This window comes from Streptomyces sp. NPDC055243, assembly GCF_044544025.1.
Lineage (GTDB): Bacteria > Actinomycetota > Actinomycetes > Streptomycetales > Streptomycetaceae > Streptomyces.
Map to the genome: position 1 here is coordinate 512,227 of NZ_JBITWR010000003.1, position 19,417 is coordinate 531,643.

At 71.0% G+C, this 19,417-nt stretch carries 22 protein-coding genes and 1 tRNA gene; 9 read left to right on the forward strand and 14 right to left on the reverse strand.

Annotation, left to right across the window (positions count from 1 at the left end; genetic code table 11):
- Positions 1–34: 34 nt before the first annotated feature.
- Positions 35–496, forward strand: coding sequence for a DoxX family protein (locus tag ACIGXX_RS12115; RefSeq protein WP_361462667.1), 462 nt, complete (start codon positions 35–37; stop codon positions 494–496).
- Positions 497–609: 113 nt separating this feature from the next.
- Here ACIGXX_RS12115 and ACIGXX_RS12120 read toward each other — a convergent pair whose 3' ends face one another.
- A complete protein-coding gene (locus ACIGXX_RS12120) occupies positions 610–1,164 on the reverse strand; it encodes a superoxide dismutase family protein (RefSeq protein ID WP_361462664.1) in 555 nt (184 codons plus the stop codon).
- Between the two features lie 271 nt (positions 1,165–1,435).
- On the opposite strand from ACIGXX_RS12120, the gene ACIGXX_RS12125 reads away from it, so the two are divergent.
- The gene (locus ACIGXX_RS12125; protein WP_351159977.1) at positions 1,436–2,092 is read left to right on the forward strand and encodes a VTT domain-containing protein; all 657 of its coding nucleotides are present in this window, start codon (positions 1,436–1,438) and stop codon (positions 2,090–2,092) included.
- On the opposite strand, the gene ACIGXX_RS12130 is transcribed toward ACIGXX_RS12125, so the two are convergent.
- Positions 2,089–2,346, reverse strand: a complete 258-nt coding sequence (locus tag ACIGXX_RS12130; RefSeq protein ID WP_351159980.1) for a DUF2277 domain-containing protein — start codon at positions 2,344–2,346, stop codon at positions 2,089–2,091. The genes ACIGXX_RS12125 and ACIGXX_RS12130 overlap by 4 nt on opposite strands.
- Positions 2,347–2,571: 225 nt before the next feature.
- On the opposite strand from ACIGXX_RS12130, the gene ACIGXX_RS12135 reads away from it, so the two are divergent.
- Positions 2,572–2,919, forward strand: a complete 348-nt coding sequence (locus ACIGXX_RS12135; protein ID WP_351159983.1) for a hypothetical protein — start codon at positions 2,572–2,574, stop codon at positions 2,917–2,919.
- Between the two features lie 40 nt (positions 2,920–2,959).
- Positions 2,960–3,259 carry a hypothetical protein gene (locus ACIGXX_RS12140; protein ID WP_351159986.1) on the forward strand — a complete coding sequence of 100 codons (300 nt, stop codon included), beginning with the start codon at positions 2,960–2,962 and terminating at the stop codon, positions 3,257–3,259.
- Between the two features lie 320 nt (positions 3,260–3,579).
- Here ACIGXX_RS12140 and ACIGXX_RS12145 read toward each other — a convergent pair whose 3' ends face one another.
- Positions 3,580–3,873, reverse strand: a complete 294-nt coding sequence (locus ACIGXX_RS12145; protein WP_351159989.1) for a hypothetical protein — start codon at positions 3,871–3,873, stop codon at positions 3,580–3,582.
- Positions 3,874–4,100: 227 nt separating this feature from the next.
- Positions 4,101–4,172, reverse strand: a tRNA-Val gene (locus tag ACIGXX_RS12150).
- Between the two features lie 291 nt (positions 4,173–4,463).
- Here ACIGXX_RS12150 and ACIGXX_RS12155 point away from each other — a divergent pair.
- The 4 genes from ACIGXX_RS12155 (at position 4,464) to ACIGXX_RS12170 (ending at position 8,373) form a co-directional block, all read left to right on the forward strand.
- Complete coding sequence (locus ACIGXX_RS12155; protein ID WP_399975011.1) at positions 4,464–5,954, forward strand: hypothetical protein; 1,491 nt, start codon at positions 4,464–4,466, stop codon at positions 5,952–5,954.
- Between the two features lie 135 nt (positions 5,955–6,089).
- Entirely contained in the window at positions 6,090–6,722 is a 633-nt protein-coding gene (locus ACIGXX_RS12160; protein WP_361462656.1) for a DUF4383 domain-containing protein, read from the forward strand.
- A gap of 23 nt (positions 6,723–6,745) precedes the next feature.
- Positions 6,746–7,393: a bifunctional 4-hydroxy-2-oxoglutarate aldolase/2-dehydro-3-deoxy-phosphogluconate aldolase gene (locus ACIGXX_RS12165; RefSeq protein ID WP_399975014.1), complete on the forward strand. Its 648-nt coding sequence runs from the start codon at positions 6,746–6,748 to the stop codon at positions 7,391–7,393.
- The gene (locus ACIGXX_RS12170; protein WP_351160001.1) at positions 7,390–8,373 is read left to right on the forward strand and encodes a sugar kinase; all 984 of its coding nucleotides are present in this window, start codon (positions 7,390–7,392) and stop codon (positions 8,371–8,373) included. Before ACIGXX_RS12165 ends, ACIGXX_RS12170 begins: the two co-directional genes overlap by 4 nt.
- 58 nt (positions 8,374–8,431) lie before the next feature.
- Here the strand turns inward: ACIGXX_RS12170 and ACIGXX_RS12175 are convergent, their stop codons facing one another.
- The 4 genes from ACIGXX_RS12175 to ACIGXX_RS12190 all read right to left on the reverse strand — a co-directional run bounded on the left by ACIGXX_RS12175 (position 8,432) and on the right by ACIGXX_RS12190 (position 13,377).
- Positions 8,432–8,656 (reverse strand): zinc ribbon domain-containing protein, encoded by a 225-nt coding sequence (locus ACIGXX_RS12175; RefSeq protein WP_351160004.1) that lies wholly within the window; start codon positions 8,654–8,656, stop codon positions 8,432–8,434.
- A 112-nt stretch (positions 8,657–8,768) separates the two neighbouring features.
- The gene (locus tag ACIGXX_RS12180; protein ID WP_399975017.1) at positions 8,769–9,587 is read right to left on the reverse strand and encodes an HAD family hydrolase; all 819 of its coding nucleotides are present in this window, start codon (positions 9,585–9,587) and stop codon (positions 8,769–8,771) included.
- The gene (locus ACIGXX_RS12185) at positions 9,584–12,112 is read right to left on the reverse strand and encodes a phosphoribosyltransferase (protein ID WP_399975019.1); all 2,529 of its coding nucleotides are present in this window, start codon (positions 12,110–12,112) and stop codon (positions 9,584–9,586) included. Before ACIGXX_RS12185 ends, ACIGXX_RS12180 begins: the two co-directional genes overlap by 4 nt.
- 89 nt (positions 12,113–12,201) lie before the next feature.
- Positions 12,202–13,377, reverse strand: coding sequence for an HpcH/HpaI aldolase/citrate lyase family protein (locus ACIGXX_RS12190; protein WP_361462645.1), 1,176 nt, complete (start codon positions 13,375–13,377; stop codon positions 12,202–12,204).
- 181 nt (positions 13,378–13,558) lie between these two features.
- Between ACIGXX_RS12190 and ACIGXX_RS12195 the strand changes: the two genes are divergently transcribed.
- Positions 13,559–14,428 (forward strand): TerD family protein, encoded by an 870-nt coding sequence (locus tag ACIGXX_RS12195; protein ID WP_361462643.1) that lies wholly within the window; start codon positions 13,559–13,561, stop codon positions 14,426–14,428.
- Between the two features lie 77 nt (positions 14,429–14,505).
- Here the strand turns inward: ACIGXX_RS12195 and ACIGXX_RS12200 are convergent, their stop codons facing one another.
- The 6 genes from ACIGXX_RS12200 to ACIGXX_RS12225 all read right to left on the reverse strand — a co-directional run bounded on the left by ACIGXX_RS12200 (position 14,506) and on the right by ACIGXX_RS12225 (position 19,171).
- Complete coding sequence (locus ACIGXX_RS12200; RefSeq protein ID WP_351160016.1) at positions 14,506–15,249, reverse strand: Tellurium resistance; 744 nt, start codon at positions 15,247–15,249, stop codon at positions 14,506–14,508.
- Positions 15,250–15,396: 147 nt separating this feature from the next.
- Positions 15,397–16,545 (reverse strand): DUF475 domain-containing protein, encoded by a 1,149-nt coding sequence (locus ACIGXX_RS12205; protein ID WP_361462640.1) that lies wholly within the window; start codon positions 16,543–16,545, stop codon positions 15,397–15,399.
- Between the two features lie 63 nt (positions 16,546–16,608).
- A complete protein-coding gene (locus ACIGXX_RS12210; RefSeq protein ID WP_351160684.1) occupies positions 16,609–17,184 on the reverse strand; it encodes a TerD family protein in 576 nt (191 codons plus the stop codon).
- Between the two features lie 156 nt (positions 17,185–17,340).
- Entirely contained in the window at positions 17,341–17,916 is a 576-nt protein-coding gene (locus ACIGXX_RS12215) for a TerD family protein (RefSeq protein ID WP_249593057.1), read from the reverse strand.
- A 140-nt stretch (positions 17,917–18,056) separates the two neighbouring features.
- A complete protein-coding gene (locus ACIGXX_RS12220) occupies positions 18,057–18,524 on the reverse strand; it encodes a peroxiredoxin (protein ID WP_351160022.1) in 468 nt (155 codons plus the stop codon).
- A gap of 209 nt (positions 18,525–18,733) precedes the next feature.
- A complete protein-coding gene (locus tag ACIGXX_RS12225) occupies positions 18,734–19,171 on the reverse strand; it encodes a DUF3052 domain-containing protein (RefSeq protein ID WP_249590132.1) in 438 nt (145 codons plus the stop codon).
- Between the last annotated feature and the right edge of the window lie 246 nt (positions 19,172–19,417).

Consider the following 19,417-nt stretch of genomic DNA (forward strand, 5'->3'; position numbering starts at 1 on the left):
GGTTACCGTCCCCAAAAACCGAAGGAGTCCCCCCATGACTGGACGTCTCAACAGCGCCCAGCCCTATGCCCTCGGGCTTTTCCGCATAGTCATCGGCCTGCTCTTCGCCTGCCACGGCGCAGCCTCGCTCTTCGGAGTGCTCGGCGGCGCGGCGGGCGGCGGCACGGTCGAGGCCGGCACCTGGCCGGGCTGGTACGCGGCCGTCATCCAGCTGGTCGGCGGCGGCCTGGTCGCCCTCGGTCTGGGCACCCGGGCCGCGGCGTTCATCTCGTCGGGCTCGATGGCGTACGCCTACTTCAAGGTCCACCAGCCCGAGGCCCTGTGGCCGCTCCAGAACGGCGGAGAGGCCTCCGCGATCTTCTGCTGGGCCATGCTCCTGCTCGTCTTCACCGGCTCGGGCGCCCTCGGCCTCGACCGCCTCTTCGCCTCGCGCGGCGAGCGCGCGGACGGCGGCAAGGACAAGGAGGCGTCGGAGCGGACGCCGGTGGCCGCCTGACGCGCACGCGTTCATGTCACGGTGCCCTCTTCCTCGTAGGCGTACGAGGAAGAGGGCACCGTCACGTTACGAGCGCTTCGGCCGTTCCGAGCGCTTCAGCTGTTCCGAGCGCTTCAGCCGAGGGGAGCGAACGGCACCGTGAAGCACGCCACCCGGTCGCCCGCGCCGCCCTGCTCGCGGTGCAGCACGACCGATCCGGCTCCGCCCGGCCTGAACTCCCAGCCGTGCCGGGCGGTCGCCGTGCCCGAGCCGTCCCGGCCCGCGGTGAAGTCCAGCCAGACCTCGTTCTCCGCGTTGACGTAGGCCGGGTCCTCCGAGGGCCGTACCGGGTCCTCGCGGTGCTGATAGTGCCCGCCGGCCGCGGCGGGGTCGGCGCCGCACGGCTTCTGGTGCACGTGCGCGCCGTACGCGCGCCCCGGGTCCATGCCCTTCACCCGGACCGTGACCGCCATGTCGCCCGGTCCGCCGCGCTGCTCGACCTCGATCGACGAACCGGCGGGCACGAGCTTCGTGTCGTACGTGATCGCCGACGGGGAGACGAAGGCCGTGGGCGGCGCGAACCGCGCCCCGACCCGCATCTCGTAACAAGGCGCCGCGTCCCCGACCGCGCCGCCGCCCGCTGCGAGCACCGCCGTCGCCACGGCCCCGGCGAGCATTCCTGCCACCATCGTCCGCTCCTTCCGTACCGTCCATCGCCCGACCTCGTCGGCGACCTGTCGGTGACTCTGCTGGTGAGTCTTTTGGTACGGGACATCGGCTCCGTACGCCCCATCTGAAGCGGCAGCCGGGTGAACGTGATGTAGCGAACATATGAGCCCCCCGCGGATCTCCGGCGGAGAGCGCGGCGTACGCTGTACAGCTGTCACCAAGCCGCCCCTGCCGCTCCCCCGCGACGTCGCGGCAGTCAAGTCGTCGACCGGGGAGTTACGGGGAATTTCGGTGCTTGAGACTCTGGGCTCACTGACCAGCAGCCCATGGATCTACGCGGTAGTGGCACTTTCGGTGCTGTTCGACATCGTCCTGCCCGTGCTGCCCAGCGGGGTTCTCGTCATCACGGCGGCCACCGCCGCCGCGGCTGCGGGAACGGCAGGCACGGCGGGCGCGGGGAGCGTCGCGCACGAGGTGCCCGACATCCTGATCCTCCTGCTCTGCGCGGCCACCGCGTCGGTACTCGGCGACCTGGCCGTCTACCGCCTCGCCTGGCGCGGCGGCGAACGCCTGGACCGCGCCATCGCCCGCTCGCGCCGCCTCACCACCGCGCAGGAACGACTCGGCACGGCGCTCTCCCGGGGCGGCGGTGTCCTCGTCGTCATCGCGCGCTTCGCCCCGGCGGGCCGCTCGATCGTCTCGCTCGCGGCGGGCGCGGCACACCGCAAGGTGCGCGAGTTCCTGCCCTGGTCGGCCCTCGCGGGCGTGGCCTGGGCCGGATACAGCGTCGCGCTCGGCTACTTCGGCGGGCAGTGGCTCGGCGCGTCGTGGCTGGCCACGGGCGTCTCACTGCTCGCGCTCTTCGCGGCGGGCGCGGGGGCGGCCTTCCTGGTGCGACGACCGCGGGCGGGAACGCCGGGGACGCCGGGAGCGCCGGCGGCGACCTAGGCCGCCGGGGCCTCATCGGCCGCCCGCTCGGCGGCCCGCGGTTTGGCCCCCCGCACCTCGATCCCGGCGAGCAGTTCGGCGGTGGCTTCGGCGACCGCGTCCACGGCACGCTCGAAGACCTCGCGGTTGTGCGCGGCCGGGGCACGGAACCCCGAGACCTTGCGCACGTACTGGAGCGCGGCGGCCCGGATCTCCTCCTCGGTCGCGTCTTCGGGGATGGCGGGCGGACGGAGCGTCTTGATGCTGCGGCACATGCCTACAGCTTGCCGCGAGTGGAGCGCGGGCGGGAAGTCGTAGCGCCGACGAAGGCCCCCGCAGCCACCGGCAGCCCACCACGAGTCCCTCCGTGGGCCCTGCCATGGGTCCTTCTGTTGGTCCTCTGTGGGCCCTTATGTGAGCCCGTCGGCGCCCCGAAGTTCACCCCACATCACGCGTGGTGGCTCTCGCTCCCGAAATTCGAACAGGAGTACCATTACCGCGTGCCTGCAACCCCTGCATACGACTTCCCTGACGACCTCCTCGCGGGCCAGGAGGAACTGCACCAAGTCCGGGCCGAGCTCCTGGCCCTGCTGAAGCGGCTCCCCTGGTCGGTCACGCCCCTGGACGGCTTCAGCGACGACCACGGCTGGCGCAAGGTGGAGCGCCCCGCCTCCCCCGGCTGGACCCCGGACGAGCAGGCGGAGGTGGAGAAACTCCGTGCCCGGGAACGGGAGTTGGCGGTGTTCGTCACCTGTCATCGCTTCTGGGATCAGGTGACGGGCCCGGACGCCGTCACGGCCCGCGCGCGGCTCAAACACATCCACGAGAAATCCATTGACACCGGGTGACAGCGGGCGTTGACTCCAGCTACGCCGAGGAGGTGCTGCCATGAATGTTCTGCTGGTCGTCCTGCTAATCGCACTGGTCGGCCTGGGTTTCAGCCAGCCACTTCTGTGGCTGGCCGCGGCGGCGCTCGTCTTCTTCATGGTCCAGCAGTACGACCGCGGAGGGTCGGGCAAGAGCAGCAGCAGCGGGAGCGGCGCGGGCGGAGGCGCCGGTGCCGGAGGTGGCGGTGGGGGCGGCGGAGGCGGCTTCCCCAAGACCTACCGGGACTACCGCATCCGCAAGGAACGTCAGGAGCGCTGGGACCGCAGGTACCGCCGCACGCATCCGGGTTCGGGCCGCTGAGCGCTTCGGATTCGGACGGCTGAGCGCGTCGGGTTCGGACCGCTGAGCGCTTCGGGACCGGACGGCTGAGCCGAGGGGCCGCAGTCGCCCGTACGGAAGCATCCGCGCCAACGGCGGTGTCTACGCCATCAGTTACGTTCCCGGAGCCGGGCGGCGCCATCAGGTCGGCCCAACAACAGCTGACGGCCGACTACTTCAAGAGGCGGGGCCTCGTCGGTGAAGCCACCCGGCGCACGCGACGCCGCCGGCGGAACGGCCGGCGGCGGCCCCGCCGCGGTGCATCCCTGACATGTGACACGGAGTGCACCGCCCCTGCCGGGTCAGCCGATCGGCACCCCCGCGGGGAGCCCCCCGATCATCGAGGCCGGCCCCTGCACGGCCTTGCCCACCTGGGCCGTGGCGGCCTCGGGGTCTTCCGCCCTCAGCTCACCGGCTGACGCGTCGACGTCGACCTCGCCGAGGGGGCTCTTCAGGTCCTTCGTCGTCTTCCCGGCGGCGTCGAGCATCTGCAGGTCACCACCGGCGGGCGGCTGCGGCGCGGCGAACGCGGGGGAGACGGCCCCCAGAGCGAGCCCGACACCGACGACACCAGCAGCAGCCTTGGCGATCTTCACGAGAAGAATCCCTTCCGGCAGGGCCCAACGGCGGCACGACGGTCGCCCACCGGAAGCATCCACACCGCGGACACCACACGGCCCTCACCGCATTCCCCAACTCCCCCGCGATCCCCGAGGTTCTGGCCGACCACCCGATCGATCCAGCAGACCGCGGCACCCGGGCCCGCCCCGCCCCCACACGCCGAAGACCCCCGGCCATGATCGGCCGGGGGTCTTCGTACCGGTGGGCGCGGACGGTTTCGAACCGCCGACATCTGCCTTGTAAGGGCAGCGCTCTACCACTGAGCTACGCGCCCGGGATGTTTCGACAGCCTACCTTGCCTGTGCCCCTGCCCGACAAACGCGTACGGGGAGGCTGCTGGAGCGTTGGCCGTCGACTCCGACGACCGGCAACGGAACGGTCGACGCCGCGGGGCCGTGGATGTTTCCGTGGCCCGCGACAGTGGTAGTCCGCACCTGGTGTCCGCCCGCAGCGAAGACGGCGAAGTCACGGTGCGCAGCGCGAACTAACCGGCCCGTGTGTTCGTCATTAACCGGTGGGAGAATGTGACACCGGGCAAGGCGGATGACAGCACGGGAGAGGGATAGTGACGGCGACACCTTCGCAGCCGTACACACCGGATACGTCGAGTGAGTCAGTTGTGCCGGATCCGGACGAGCATGTACGTCGCTGCGGGAGCGTGCGGCCGCGTCCCCGCCCGGACAGCCGAGCGAGCCGGGGCAGTCAGGAGCGCCGGCCTCGACCGCGCCGCCGGACGCCTCTCCGCGACGCGGTGGCGCTCGCACTCCTGCCCCTCCCCCTCCTCGCCCTCGTCGTCCCCGCCGCCTTCGCGGGCGGCGGCACCCGGCGGTGGTTCGGCGGGCGCGGGGAGAGCGTGCGGGCCGACGCCCAGGCCGCCAAGGACGCGGCGGCCGCGGCCTTCTACGAGCTGGACACCGCCCAGCGGGATCTGCGGATCTCCATCGAGACCATCGTCGCCGTCGACTCCACGCCCGCCGCGCAGCGTGCGGTCTCGGACTTCGAGGCCATCGGGCGGCGGATCGACGAGGCCAGCCACCAGTACATCAGCGCGGTGGACGCGCACGACCTCGACCGTGACGATCTCGACGCCTCCGTCGCCGCCCGCGCCCGCACCGAGCTCACCGAGGCCAAGGGCGAGCTGGACAAGGCCAAGCAGGACCTGGACCGCTTCCAGCAGGGGCTCGGCCCGCTGCTCGACAAGGCCGAGACGCAGCTCGCCCGCCTCGCCCCGGCCGTCGAGCGCGCCCGGCAGACCCTGCTCGCCGCCAGCAACGCCCTCGATGCCGTGCGGGGCGCCGGGCTCAAGGCCGATGACCTGGCGGCCCGCCTCGCCGCCCTCGGGCCCGAGCTGACCAAGCTCAACCAAGGAGCCGGCCAGCACGGCGTGCCGGAGACGCTGCAGCGCGCCGACCGCGTCCTGCGGGACGCCGAGGCCGTCCGCGCCGAGGCCGAGCGGTTGCCCGAGCGCGCCGCCGAGATAGACCGCCGCCTCGTCACGCTGCGCACGCGCGCGCAGGCGCTCACCACCCGCAGCGGCCAGGTCGACCCGGTCCTCAGCGAGCTGCGGCGGCGCTTCACGGTCGCCTGCTGGCAGGACCTTCAGCGCGTGCCGGACCAGGCCGCGGAGAACGTGCGGCAGGCCGAGGTCAAGCTGAAGGAGGCCCGGCAGGCGCGCGAGGAGCAGCGCTGGCCGGACGCCACCTCCCTGCTCTCGACGGTCCGTGCCCTGCTGAACTCGACGGACGAGGCGGTCTCGGCCGCCGGCGACCGGCTTCAGCGGCTCAACGCGGTGGCGAAGGACCCCCAGCACGAGATCGAGCGCACCCGCTTCGCGATCCGCGACGCCCAGCGCCTGGCCATGGCGGGGCGCCAGACCCCGGAGCAGCGGCACGCGCGCCCGCTCGACGAGTCCGTCGCCCGCCTGGACCGCGCGGTGGCCTCCCTGGAGGGGCGCCACCCGGACTACTGGCACTTCCTGACCGAGACCGAGGCCGTGCGGCAGGCGGTGGCGCGCGTGGTCACGCAGATCCGGGAGGAGCGGGGGCAGGGGGCCTGAGGACGACGGCTCAGAGGCCGGAGGCCAAGGGGCGCCCGGGTTCCGACCGCGCCTGTTGGCGGTCCGCGGCCCGCGGGCGGATCCTGGGACTACGGACGTACAGAAGCGGCCCCCGCACGCACAAGGGAGGCGGACATGGCCACGCATGTACTTCACCCAGGGGCGAAGCGGCCCCGTCGGCGCGTCACGCTGAACGAACACCTGCCCGTCGACCACCGCCTCAGCACGATCTACCGCGTCGGCGCGGGGCTCATGGGCCTGGTCCTGCTCGCGTTCGGCATCCTCGGCCTGATCGACAAGGTCGGCTTCTTCGACACCGGGGGCGACACCGTCGCCGGTCTGAACACGAACGGCGCGCTCAGCGTCCTGTCGATCTGCGTCGGCCTTCTCCTGTTCGTCGGCATGGTGATCGGCGGCAACTTCGCCTCGACGCTCAACATGGTCCTGGGCTGCGCCTTCATCCTCAGCGGCTTCGTGAACCTCGCCCTGCTCGACACCGGCCTCAACTTCCTCGCCTTCCGCATCCAGAACGTCCTGTTCAGCTTTGTGGTGGGCGTCCTGCTGATGATCTTCGGGATGTACGGGAGGGTCGGCTCGGCCCTGCCGCACGACAACCCCTACTGGCAGGCACGCCACCCCGAGCAGGTGCGGCACGCCGGCCGTGGCCGAGGGCGCGGGGTTCAGCGCGCCCAGCAGGCCCAGCGCTCCGAGCGCTCCGAGCAGGCCCACCGCCCTGACCGGGCCCACCACCCTGAGCAGCCACGCTGAACCCCCTGTGCGAGCCTTGGGGCATGTCGGACGACCTCACCACTGCCTTCAGCACAGCCCTGCGGACCCAGCGTCTGGTCGCCATCGTGCGCGGCGCCGACGCGGAGGCCTCCTTCCGGACGGTCATGGCGCTCGTCGAGTCCGGCGTCCCGCTCGTCGAGGTCTCCCTCAGCGGCGCCGACGCACTGGGCGTCCTGCGCCGGGCACGCGCCGAACTGGGTGACGAGGCCTGGCTCGGCGCGGGCACGGTCCTCACCGCGGACGACGCGCGGCGCGCCGCCGACGCGGGGGCCAACCTCCTCGTGACGCCGGGCCTCGGGGCAGGGGTGGACGAGGCACTGCGGCGTGAACTCCCCGTCGCCGCCGGGGTGTTGACCCCCACCGACGTGATCGCGGCGAGCGCCGCGGGAGCGACCGCCCTGAAGATCTTCCCCGCCGCGGCGATGGGCGGCCCCGCGTACCTCAAGGCGCTGCGGGCCCCCTTCCCCGACCTGCCCTTCGTACCGGTGGGCGGCGTGGACGCGCCCGCCGCCGAGGAGTACCTGGCGCTCGGCGCGGTAGCCGTGGGCGTCGGTTCCCCGCTCATCGGGGACGCGGCGGACGGCGGGGACCTGGACGCGCTGCGCAAGCGCGCGGCGGAGTTCGTGGCGGTCACGGAGGCCGGTCGATGAGCGCCATGACCCGAGGGAGCGCCGACGACGTCCTCACCCTGGGCGAGACCATGGTCGCCCTGCGCGGCAGCGGCCCGCTCAAGCTGGGCGGTTCGATGGACGTGTCCATCGCGGGCGCCGAGTCGAACGTGGCCATCGGCCTCTCCCGTCTCGGCCACGCGACGCGGTGGGCGGGCGCGGTCGGCGACGACGAGGCGGGCGAGCTGGTCCTGCGCACGCTGCGCGCCGAGGGCGTCGACGTCAGCGGCGCGACCCGCGACCCGGACGCGCCCACGGGCCTGATCCTCTTCGAGCCGCGGCTGCCCGAGGTGACCCGCGTGCACTACTACCGTGCGGGTTCCGCCGGTTCACGCCTCACGGCGGCCTCGGTCGAGCGTGCCTTCACCGCTCCCGGCGCGCCCCGCGTCCTGCATCTCACCGGCATCACCCCGGCGCTCGGCCCGTCCGCCCTTGCCGCGTGCCGCCGCGCCCTGGAACTGGCCAGGGAGCACCGCACGACGGTCTGCCTCGACGTCAACTTCCGCTCGCGGCTGTGGAGCGACGAGGAGTCGGCCGCGGTCATGCGTTCCTGGATTCCGTACGTCGACGTGGTCATCGCGTCGGACGACGAACTGCCGCTGTGCGTCCCGGAGACGACGGCCGCCGGGGAAGCCCACTCCCTGGCCAAGGCCCTCCTCGCGCAGGGCGTCCGCGAGGTCGTGGTCAAACTCGGCGCCGACGGGGCCACCGCGTACACCGCCGACGGCGAGCTCTACGCTCCCGCTCGCCCGGTGCGGGCCGTGGACGCCGTGGGCGCGGGGGACGCGTTCGTCGCGGGGTACCTGTCGGCGCTGCTCGACGGGGACGACGTGACGGGACGACTCGACCGGGCCGTGACGACCGGGGCGTTCGCCGTCGCGTCGCACGGGGACTGGGAAGGGGCGCCCACGCGGGCCGAGCTCGGACTGCTGGGAGAGGGGCCCGGGACCGTGGTCCGATAGAGCCCTTCCCGGAACAGAGCCCTCCAAGGGTAGTGCCCCTTCCTTAGCTGCTGCCCCGCTACCCGCAGCAGCCTCCGCCGCAGCAGCCGCCTCCCCCGCCGCCACCTGGGGCGGGGGAAGGAGCGGACGCCGAGGAAGACCCGCCGACGGCCACCGTCGACAGCAGCTTCACCGTGTCCTCGTGCCCTTCGGGGCAGGCCGCGGGGGCGGCGGACTCGGCCATCGGGCGGCTCAGCTCAAAGGTGTCGCCACAGGAACGGCAGCGGTACTCGTATCGGGGCATGGGCCAAGGCTAGCGGCAGCGGATCACCCAGGGCGCGCGGCTTCGGCACAACGCCCTGCGGACAGCGCCCTCCAGGGCCGCCAGGGCCGCCGAAAGCAACGCGCCGCCAAGGTCAACGCGCCGCCGCCGCGAGGAACCCCCGCAGAATCTCCTCCCCCGCCGCGACGCCCCGCTCCGGCAGCACCGTCAGGCCCGGCGCCGTCCAGCCCGTGTCGGCGAGCTCGCCGTGGCCAGGCCGCCACGAGCGATCGGCGGCGAGCAGCAGATCCGCGTCGAGGAGCGAGTCACCGGCGGCGAGGATCTCCTCCGCGTCGATACGCCGGGCCACCTCGCGCACCGCCGCGCTCTTGGTCAGCGGCTTCGGCACCGCGTAGATCTTGCGGCCCTGCAGCGAGACGGTCCAGCCGCGGCCCTCCGCCCACACGGCGAGCTCCTTGACCCACTCCTGTGGCAGCAGGGAGCGCTCGACGACCAGATAGGCGAAGAGGTCCTCGGCCACCCGCTCCTTCAGGAGCCAGGCCGGGTCGGCGGTGCGCACCAGGTGGGCGCGGACCTCGGCGAGCGAGACGCACTCGGCGGCGAGCCGCCGGTCGACGTCCGCCCGCCACGCGGGGTCGGACACCCCGTCGACCAGCAGGTGCCCGCCGTTGGCGCAGATGGCGAACTCCGGCGCGGGGCCCGGCAGATGGATGCGCCCGTACTGCTCGCGCGTACGCGTGGTCGTCGGCACGAAGACCGTGCCGCGGCCCACCTCGTCCAGGAGTCCGGCGGCGGTCTCGGTGACGTACGACAGCGGCTTGCTCTCGTACACCTCGACGCAGAGCAGGCGCGGCGCTTCGGCGTCGGGCATGGTCAGGCCGAGGGCGGCGGCGGAGTAGATGAGGGTGCGGTCGAGATCGCTGGCGACGAGCACCGGACGGGAGGTACTCACTTGGACGCCACCGCCTTGCCGTCCGTGCCGGTGGCTCCGCGGGTGAACCGGGGGTGGATCAGACCGACGCAGGTGTAAGGGAGTCCGTCCACTTCCTCGACCGGCACGCCGCGCTGTTCCGCGAGGAGCCGTACGTGGTCGAGGTCGGCCCCCGCCCCCGTGCGCGCCAGGATCTTCCAGGGGACGCGGCGAAGGAGGACGCGTGTCGTCTCACCGACGCCCGGCTTGACGAGGTTCACGTCGTGGATGCCGTACTCCTCGCTGATCCGCTCGACGGCGGCCCAGCCCTCCCAGGTCGGCGCCCTGTCCGCCGAGAGCAGCTCCTTGACCTGGGCGTCCACGGCGTCGGCCACCTCGTCGAAGCGGGCCACGACGGCGTCGAGGAAGTCGAGGGACAGGTCACCGTCGGCGAGTTCGCGGTAGAACTTCGCGCCGTGGAAGTCGTCGGGCCCGACCAGGTCCGCGCGCAGGACGGTACGCGATATCAGGCCGGAGACAGTGGAGTTGAGACAGGCGGAGGGGATGAGGAAGTCCTCGCGGGTGCCGTAGGTGCGGACGCAGGAGCCGGGGTCGGCGAGCACGGCGATCTCCGGGTTGAAGCCGACAGGGCCGCCGGACTCCTCGAACTCCCGCACAGCGTCGGCGAGTTCGCGCGTGATCGCTCCCTTGCCCGTCCAGCCGTCGACGAAGACGATGTCGGCCGTGTCGTGGTGGGCGGCAAGCCACCGCAGCGCGTTGGCGTCGATGCCGCGGCCGCGCACGATCGACACGGCGTAGTGCGGCAGGTCGAGGCCGTGCCGGTGCTGGGCCCAGCGCCGCATCAGGACGCCGACGGGCGTGCCCGCGCGGGCCAGCGAGACGAGGACGGGGCGGGGGGTGGGGGTACCCCCGCGCTTTCGGCTGTGGGGGAGCTCGGCGAGCACGGTCTCGGTGACGGTGCCGACGGCCTGCGCGATGCGGGCGGCGGAGGTGCCGAGCGCGGCGCGGAACAGCTCTTGGTACTGCGGGCTCGGCTGGTACTCGACGGGCAGCGACTCGGCGTAGTGCGCGCCACCGCTCTGTATCGCCTCCTCGCGCTCCTCGGTGGGCGCCTCCAGGCGTACGCCCGAGAGGTCCTGGAGCAGCCAGCCGACGTCTTCGGCCGCGTACGAGGAGAAGGCGGGGCCGCGGAGGGGCTCGGGCAGCATGGGGGGCCTTTCGGGGACGTGCGCGGGGGTCTGCTCGGGGACGTACGAGGGCACGGTGGCGAGCAGCACCTGCGGGGTGTGCGCGGCGAGCTGCGCCAACAGGCCGTCGGGGGCGTGGAGTTCGGGGCGGTCGCCCACGGAGTCGACCACGATGACGATCGCGGCGAAGTCACCGCCCGCGACGTTGTACGCGTACCGCTCGCCGGGTCCGTCGGCGGGAGCGTCGTGCGCGGGGAAGACGAGGCGGCTGCGGATGGCGTAGCCGGGGTCGTCGACGGCGAGGACGGGCGAGCGGGTGGTGGTGGAGTACCGCACGTCCACCCCCGCGTCACCGGCGGACAGCCGCTCCTCCAGGGCCACCCCGAGGGCCAGCGGCGCGTACATCAGCTCCTCGAAGCCGAGGACGAGGACGCGGCGCGGCGCGGCGGTGTCGGAGCCTCCGGAGGCCGTGAGGCCCGGAGCCAGCGCTTCCGCGAGCCGGTCCGCCATCCCCGGGAGCGCCGCGTCGAGCGCCACGCGGTGCTCGGGCGCGAAGCCGTGCCGCCCTCCGTCCGGCACTCCGGCGGGCCAGCCGAGGTCGATCCGGGCGACCGGGCCCGCCTCCCGGCGCGGTGCGGGGAGCGCCGTGGCCTCGTACTCCTCGACCAGCGCCTGCCCCTTCTCCAGGACGCCGTCCGGCAGGCTCACCGTGCCGGACGCCATCGTGATCAGGTCGACCCGCGCGCCGATCTCCCGCGCGAAGTCGGCCAGGCGGCCCTGGTCCCGCGGGGAGCGCATGTCGACGAGCGCCACGATGACGTACCGCTCGCGCGGGTACAGCTCGTGCAGCGCGCGGATGGTGTTGAGGACCGTGTTGCCGGTGGAGAACTCGTCGTCGACGAGGACCAGCGGGCCGTCACCGGCCAGGAGGCGGGGGTCAGCCGGGAGCAGCAGATGCGAGGTGGCGTGGGAGTGGGACTCCTCGAAGCCGCCCGCGCTGCGCACCCCGTCGACCGGGCGGCGCGTGGAGTGGAGGTAGGGCGCGAGGCCGATGCCGTCCGCGACGCAGTGGCCGAGGCCGGTCGCCGTCTCCGCGTACCCGAGGACGACCGCGCGCCGGACCTCCGCGTCGCCCAGGAGCGCGCGTGCCCGGACACCGAGGTCGTGCCCGGCCGCGTACACGACGGACGGCCGCTGCGGCACATGCTTGCCGAGGACGTTCGACACCAGCAGGTGCGCCCGCTTCGGGTTGCGGCGCAGGGCGAGGCCGAGCAGATCGCTCAGCCCCGCGTCCCCGGCCAACTCCACACCGAGCCGCTCGGCGACCCACGTCCCTGACCACACCACGTCGTCGTTCACAGTCCTCGCACAGTCCTTACGTTCCTCGCGTTGGTTGCGGTCACCCGGAGATCCCGGGCGGTCGGCCGGGGAGCCCGGTGAAGCGGTGGTCAGCCGGAGAGCCCGGCGGTGAGCAGCTCCACGAAGCCGACGTCCTCGCGTGCGACGCCGAAGACCTCGGCGCGCTGGAGGGTCCGCTCGGCCCACGCGCGGTGCGGCTTCACCTCGTTCATCTTGTTCGTGTACGCCGAGCGCATGACCCCGCCGCCGTCCCGGTCCGGGCGCAGGATGTCCTCGGCGTCGCTGAACTCCTCGTGGCTGACGACCGAGAGCGCGTGCACGGGCAGGACGTGCGAGGGGTGGATGCAGGTCTTGCCGAGCAGGCCGTTGGCCCGGTCCAGCTCGATCTCGCGGAGCAGCCCGTCGATGTCGTGCTCGATGAGCGCCTGCCGCAGCTCCTCCGCCCGGCCCTCCAGGAAGGGGCTCCGGCGCAGCTGCGGCTTGAACATCCTCTCCTGGACGCGGAAGTACTCCCACACGGGCCCGGTCACGGTGAAGCCCGTGCCGTCGGCCCTGCCGAGGTGATTGACCACGTCGGCGATGACCGAGGCCACGATGTGGACGTCGTACGCGGTCATGTGCGGCGGCCTGCGCAGTCCGTACGCCGAGCAGAAGTCGGTGACGCCGAGCCGCAGCGCGAGCACCCGCTCGCGGTACTTGTCGACGGTGCGGGCGATGCCGGCGAGGGTCTCCGAGCGGCTCTCCAGGTGCAGCAGCTCGGGCGATTCGAGGACGGGCATCGCGAAGAGCCGTCGGCCGCTCGCGGCCTCCGCCACGGCGAGCGCCTCAAGGAAGGCGACGCCGCGCTCTTCGGTGAACTTGGGCAGTACGAATCCGGACAACAGGCGGATGCCGGGTCCGAGACGGGCCGCCAGGTCGGGTATCTGCTCGGGGGCCCTGACCCGGATGAACAGGAGCGGCGGCTCGACGCCGTCGCGCTCGGCCAGCTCGGCCAGGTCGGCGAACTGTCTGACCAGGTTCTCCTCGGCGCCGATGACCTCGGCGTCGTCGATGGAGTCCTCCAGGCAGAGCACCATCGAGATCACGCCACGCCCAGCCTGTTTCAGGATGTCGTCGGCGAGGCGGGGGCGCGTCGCAGGGCTGTAGAGCGTGGCCCCGAGGGCTGCGGCGAGCAGGCGCGGGGAGGAGTCCGCGGTGAAGGCGCACGGCTCCCGATGGAAGAGACGCTGTCGCACCTCTGGGGCTATATGCCCGAAATGACGCATGATTTCCCCTGTACTCGTCGGCGCGGCCCGACGTGATGTGGCCGGTAATAGTACGTAGGGACGGGTGTCAAGGGTTCCCCATGGGCATGAAATTCAGGTAACCCGGCCATGTCAGACACACCGGCCACACACCGTCACCCCCGCGTTGTCCCGTCCGGGGCCGGGAAGGCAGGATGACCGCATGACGCACGCGATGTTGAAGGGGTCGAACGTCCCGCTCGAAGCCACGGCCGTCCGCGCGGTGCTGCGCTGGACCCCTGGCCAGGGCGTTCCGGACGTCGACGCGTCGGCGCTGCTGCTCGGCGCCGACGGCCGCGTGCGGTCCGACGAGGACTTCGTCTTCTACAACCAGCCACGCCATCCGTCCGGCAAGGTCTGGCGGCTCGGCAAGAAGCGCGTCGCCCAGGGCCTGACCGACACGGTCCAGACGGACCTGGCGGGCCTGGATCCGGCCGTGAGCCGCGTCCTGCTCGTCGCCTCCGCCGAGAACACCGCCTTCGAGCACGTACCCGCGCTGCGCATCCTGCTGTACGACGCGGCGGCGGGCGAGGCCGAACCGCTTGCGTACTTCGACATCACCCCGCAGACGGGCGAGGAGACCGCCCTGATCTGCGGCGAGCTCTACCGCCGCGGCGACGTCTGGAAGTTCCGCGCCCTGGGCGAGGGCTATCTGAACGGCCTGGAGGGTCTCGCCGGCGACTTCGGCATCTCCGTGGACGAGTCGGAGGCGGTGCCCGAGCCGACGACCGAGGCCTCGCTCCCGCAGCCCCATCCCCAGCGTCAGCCGCTGCCGGCCACGCAGGCTCCGGCTCCCCAGGCCCCGGCCCCGCAGCCCTTCCCCGCACCGGCCCCGCAGCCTTCGTACGGCTACCCTCCGGCGCCCCCGCGCCACCAGCCGGCCCCGCAGCCCTCCTACGGCTATCCGCAGCACGCGCCGGCCCATGCGGCGCCCGTCCCGCAGCCCTCGTACGGCTATCCGCAGCCCGTGGCCCCGATGCCCGACCCGAACTTCCGGCTGCCGCCCCAGGGCCCGCAGTTCCTCGCACGCTGAGAGCTTCGAGGCCTCTGGGGACCCCTCAGGGGCCGAGCGCGCGCTGAGCCCGGGACGATGGGGCCGCGCGGTGCCGTTCAGGCGCCGCCCACCTTCGACTTGTAGCCACGGCCCCACTGGAGCCCCCAGCCGTACAGCCGGTCGAGCTCGGCCTGGAAGCCGTACACGAACTTCACCTCTCGGCGGACTATCAGCTCGTCCTTGACGTTCTCCAGCGTGAAGATGGCGCAGGAGCGGGCCTGCGGCTGGCGCTCGTCCAGATCGATCTCGATCCGCGGGCCGTTGCTGGGATAGAGCGTCACCTTGGCGTGCGTGCGGTCGAAGGCCGGCGTCTGGTCGTAGATGTACGCGAAGAACAGCAGCCGCTTGATCGACTCGCGGTGGTCGAGGTTCACGTAGATCGTCTCGCCGGACGGCGAACCGAACCGGTCGTCGCCGCTGAGCTTCACGTACGGCGCGACGTTCAGGCTCCCGAAGAAGCTGCCGAGCGGCTGTACGACGCCCTTGGCGCCGTCCGTCGTCTCGTACAGGCAGCCGAGGTCGAGGTCGACGTTGACCACGCCCTGGGTGTGCGCCTGCACCACGTCGGGCTGGAACATCCGCAGGGGGTGCCGCAGCAGGCTGCCGCCCTGGCGCTTGCCGAGGATGTCGGACGTACGCATCTGCCAGGAGAGGTTGACCCGGAGGTTGCCGGTGGCCGCGCCCTGTTTGTTGAGCGAGACCGTCGGGTGCCGCTTGGTGAGTTCGATGGAGTTGGTCGCGGCGCTGCCCGACTCGTAGTCCATCGTGCGCCCACGCCAAAGACCGTCCCAGAAGGACATCGCCGCCCCCAATGAATACCGGAGCCCCATGGGCCCGTTACGAATGCCACGGGGCGGCCAGGAGGACTCGTCCTCGATGGCCGCCCCGTTCAGAAGCGTTCCTCACTCGGCCCCGGGTCACACACCGGGGACGGGTCGGACCCTGCGTCAGACGCCGGAAGGAACCTCGGTCTTCTCGTCCGAGCCCGAGCCCTTGCCCTCCTCGGCCGCGATGCGCTTGTTGCGCATGACGGAGGAGATGAAGGACCAGGCGATCAGAATGACACCGACGAGGCCGGTGATGACCTCGTGGATCTCGTACTGGATCGTGATGAGCAGGATCGCGGCGAGGGCGCCGATCGCGTAGTGCGCGCCGTGCTCCAGGTAGACGTAGTCGTCGAGGGTGCCCTGGCGGACCAGGTAGACGGTGAGCGACCGGACGTACATCGCGCCGATGCCGAGGCCGAGCGCCATCAGGACGATGTCGTTCGTGATGGCGAAGGCGCCGATGACGCCGTCGAAGGAGAACGACGCGTCCAGGACCTCGAGGTAGAGGAACATGAAGAACGCGGCCTTGCCGGCCATGACGACGGCAGGAACCTTCTTGCCGCTCCTCTTGGCCTCTTCCTCCTGCTCGTGCTCGCGCTCCTCCTCTTCCTCGAGTTTGTTCTCGAAGAAGCCGGAGAGGCCGCCCACGACCATGTAGGTGATGAGTCCGGCGACACCGGAGAGCAGCACCGTCTCCGCCTTGTCGACGTGTGTGCCGCCGTGCTGGTGGGCCTGGGTGGCGACGGTCATCGCGGAGATCATGAGCACGATGAGGGCGACGCAGGCCGACAGCATGTCGATCTTGCCGAGCTTGGCGAGGGGGCGCTCGAGCCAGCCGAGCCATTTGATGTCACGGTCCTCGAAAATGAAGTCGAGGAAGATCATCAACAGGAACATGCCACCGAACGCGGCGATCGACGGGTGAGCGTCGGTCACCAGCTGCTGGTACTTGTCCTTGTCGTTGAGCGCGAGACGCACAGCCTCGATCGGGCCGATCTTGGCGCTGATGGCCACGATCGCGACGGGGAACACGAGCCGCATGCCGAAGACGGCGATCAGCACACCGATGGTGAGGAAGATCTTCTGCCAGAAGGCACTCATCTTCTTCAGGATTCCGGCGTTGACCACCGCGTTGTCGAAGGACAGCGAGATCTCGAGGATGGACAAGATCGCTACGATCCCGAAACCTGTCCACCCCCCGTAGAACACCGCCGCGACCAGGCCGAGCGCGGTAACCGCGAACGACCAGCCGAAGGTTTTCAGAAGCACTGGCTACCCAATCGTGTGTGTACGGGCTCCCATTAGCGGTCTCCCCCGCGCCGGTCCCCGGCTTTACGAAACATTGACCCCGAAGTCTAGAGCGATGCCCCGCAGACCTGACGCGTACCCCTGCCCAACGGCACGGAACTTCCACTCGCCGCCGTAACGGTAGACCTCACCGAAGATCATCGCGGTCTCCGTGGAGGCGTCCTCGGAGAGGTCGTAGCGCGCGAGCTCCTGGTGGTCGGCTTGGTTGACCACGCGAATGAAAGCGTTGCTGACCTGGCCGAACGTCTGGCCGCGGTTGTCCGCGTCATGGATCGAGACAGGGAAGACGATCTTGTCGCAGTTGGCGGGAACCTTGGAGAGGTCGATCAGGAGCGACTCGTCGTCCCCGTCACCCTCACCCGTGAGGTTGTCGCCGGTGTGTTCGACAGAGCCGTCCGGACTCTTGAGGTTGTTGTAGAACACGAACCACTCGTCGCCGATGACCCGGCCCGAGTTGCACATCAGCGCGCTGGCGTCGAGGTCGAAGGGTGCTCCGGTGGTGGAGCGCGCGTCCCAGCCGAGGCCGATCAGGACCTGTGTGAGGTTCGGTGCGGCCTTGGAGAGGGAGACATTGCCTCCCTTGGCGAGCGTGACGCCCATGATGTGGTCCTCCCCGTGGTTCGAGAGCAAGAATTCCCTGGGCTCCCACCGGCTCCGACGATCGGGGCCGGGCCTGGGAGCAAGAGTTTTGAGCGCGTCCGGCGCCGCACTCGTGGTGTGCGGCGCCGGACGACAAGGCGGAGGGCGTTACTCGGCTCAGACGTTGACGCCGAAGTCCTGCGCGATGCCGCGCAGGCCCGAGGCGTAACCCTGACCGACAGCGCGGAACTTCCACTCCGCTCCGTTGCGGTACAGCTCGCCGAAGACCATCGCCGTCTCCGTCGATGCGTCCTCGGAGAGGTCGTACCGCGCGATCTCCGCGCCGCCCGCCTGGTTCACGACGCGGATGAACGCGTTGCGGACCTGGCCGAACGACTGCTGGCGGGTCTCGGCGTCGTAGATCGAGACCGGGAAGACGATCTTGTCCACGTCGGCCGGAACCGTCGCCAGGTTGACCTTGATCGCCTCGTCGTCGCCCTCGCCCTCACCGGTGGTGTTGTCACCGGTGTGCTCGACGGATCCGTCCGGGCTCTTCAGGTTGTTGAAGAACACGAAGTTGCCGTCGCTGCTGACCTTGCCCTCGGCGTTGGTCAGGATGGCGCTGGCGTCGAGGTCGAAGTCCGTACCGGTGGTGGTACGGACATCCCAGCCCAGGCCGACCAGAACCGCGGTCAGGCCGGGGGCCTCCTTGCTCAGCGATACGTTGCCGCCCTTGCTGAGGCTGACTCCCACAGGTCCTCCCAAATTGATGTCCAGGGGCGGGGAGCCCCAGTCATGCTTTGCCATCGGATCAACGAGTGGATCCTAGTGACCGGTTCCCGGCCGCCACAGGCTCTGCACCTGAAGAATCACAGGGTGTCACCCCTGAGGAATCACAGGGTGTCGAGCGCCTTGACGTACTCGTCGAGGTCGCGGGCGTCCGGCAGGCCGTTGACGACAGTCCAGCGCACCACGCCCTCCTTGTCGATGATGAACGTGCCGCGCACCGCACAGCCCTTCTCCTCATCGAAGACCCCGTACGCGCGCGACGCCTCGCCGTGCGGCCAGAAATCGGAGAGCAGCGGGTACTCGAGGCCCTCCTGCTCGGCGAAGACGCGCAGGGTGTGGATGGAGTCGTTCGAGACCGCGAGCAGCTGCGTGTCGTCGTTGACGAACTTCGGCAGTTCGTCGCGCAGCGCGCAGAGCTCGCCCGTGCACACACCGGTGAACGCGAACGGGTAGAAGAGCAGCACCACGTTCTTCTCGCCGCGGAAGTCCGAAAGCTTCACGGTCCTGCCGTGGTTGTCCTTCAGCTCGAAGTCCGGGGCCTTGGTGCCGGTCGCGATTCCAGCGAGCGCCATGAGTTCGCATCCCTTCGATGGGGCTGTTCGGGTGATGACCACCCTACGCAACGGGCGTTTCGTCCGATCACCCCGCAGGGCGGGCACTTCCCCCGCGGTCGCGGCCCTCGTCCCGCGCCCCGCGCACACGCATGAGCCCCCACCGGCATACGTCGGTGGGGGCTCACAGCGATTGGCTCAGTCGACTTCCTGCTGCCTGAGCGGCAGCTTCACCGCTTCTTGGCTGCCGCCTTCGGCGTGACCAGACGGCTGCCCGTCCAGTCCTTGCCCGCGCTGATGCTCTTGGTCTGAGCGAGGCCTGCGGTCTGGGCTGCTTCGTTGATGTCGCTCGCCTCGACGTAGCCGTCACGGCCCGTCTTCGGCGTCATCAGCCAGAGGTCGCCGCCCTCTTCGATCAGCTGGGTGGCGTCTACCAGCGCATCCGTCAGGTCGCCGTCGTCCTCGCGGAACCACAGCACTACAGCGTCAGCAGTGTCGTCGTAGTCCTCATCGACGAGCTCGCTGCCGATCACCCCTTCAATGGCCTCGCGGAGCTCCTGATCGACATCGTCGTCGTAGCCGATCTCCTGGACCACCTGCTCGGGCTGGAAACCCAGCCTCGCGGCAGGGTTGGTCCGCTCCTCCGCGTGGTCCGCGGTCGCGCTCACGGCTTGCCTCCTGATCATGTTTTCGGGAATGCCTTCACCCACGCGCGTGCGCGGGACATTGGCGGTAGTCCACACGGGCGGACCGGATCGCGCAAGTACCCGGCCGTCAAGACCGCTGAAACGGTGACGTTCCCGGCCGTGTCGCCGCAACAGAAGGCCCACCTGCCAGATCCTTCTCCGCTCGCACTTCGCTCGCACGAAGCCGATCGGAACTGAGGTCCGAACGGCCTTACGAACCGGCTAGGC